The following is a 735-nucleotide window of genomic DNA, read 5'->3' on the forward strand; positions in this document are numbered from 1 at the left end:
GCCGAAAGTACTATACCGCAGTTCCTGTTGCTCGCAGTAGGCCTTCTGGGTCAGGTCCGATACCTGCCAGGCGGTGACGTGATCCTGCCAGAAGGTGATGCGGTCAGTACTGTCGGTCGGAGCCATGGCATTCTCCTGCGTTGTGGTGGGACAGGAGAAAGTCTGTGGCTGATGGTGTTCTGAAAAAAGGTGTCGATTCTGGGGCGCTTACGATGGAAATACAGGCCGATCCTTTCACAGGCCTGTCTGCAACGGATCTGGAAGGCAGGCCGATTTCGTCTGTCGCCCGATGACACTCTTCACACAGGACCACGTCATCTAAGTTCCTAAGTTATTGATAAGGCGGGGTGGTGTCTGATCGGAAAACCTCGGAGGCACGTCTGCATGGATGCAGGAGGTAGCGCGAAGCAGGAAGCCAGAGCCGAGGGATGCCGACGCGGAGCCTACGATGTACAAGGATGTACGAGTGCCGCGATGGCAGGATGCCAAAGAGCTGCCATGGATGTATTTACGGCGTTTTTCCAATCAGACACCACCCCGGCCAAGATTTAGATGATGGGCCCCTGCCTATTCACACACCCCCCATTTCCCTACAGGGTGTAGCTGTACTATAGTTACTGAAGTTTCACCATTATTTTCACTTCCCTGATCTTGCAAACTCAAGCCACCATGCGTAGCAGAAGGGAGACGAAAGTATTTTGCCGGCATTTCTCCCGGTCTGGCCAAAGTCTGAGA

Annotated in this window: 2 protein-coding genes; one reads left to right on the forward strand and one right to left on the reverse strand. The window is 53.9% G+C overall.

What is annotated here, in order from left to right; genetic code table 11:
* Window positions 1–126 (reverse strand): IS66 family insertion sequence element accessory protein TnpA (gene tnpA, locus ACOCD2_RS23765; protein WP_419626268.1); only part of this gene is annotated, 126 nt, incomplete at its 3' end.
* A gap of 38 nt (window positions 127–164) precedes the next feature.
* On the opposite strand from tnpA, the gene ACOCD2_RS23770 reads away from it, so the two are divergent.
* Window positions 165–293 carry a hypothetical protein gene (locus tag ACOCD2_RS23770; RefSeq protein ID WP_419583220.1) on the forward strand — a complete coding sequence of 43 codons (129 nt, stop codon included), beginning with the start codon at window positions 165–167 and terminating at the stop codon, window positions 291–293.
* Window positions 294–735: the final 442 nt, after the last annotated feature.

The sequence above is a fragment of the Thiolapillus sp. genome, assembly GCF_048562965.1.
Classification (GTDB): Bacteria; Pseudomonadota; Gammaproteobacteria; order Chromatiales; family Chromatiaceae; genus Thiolapillus; species Thiolapillus brandeum_A.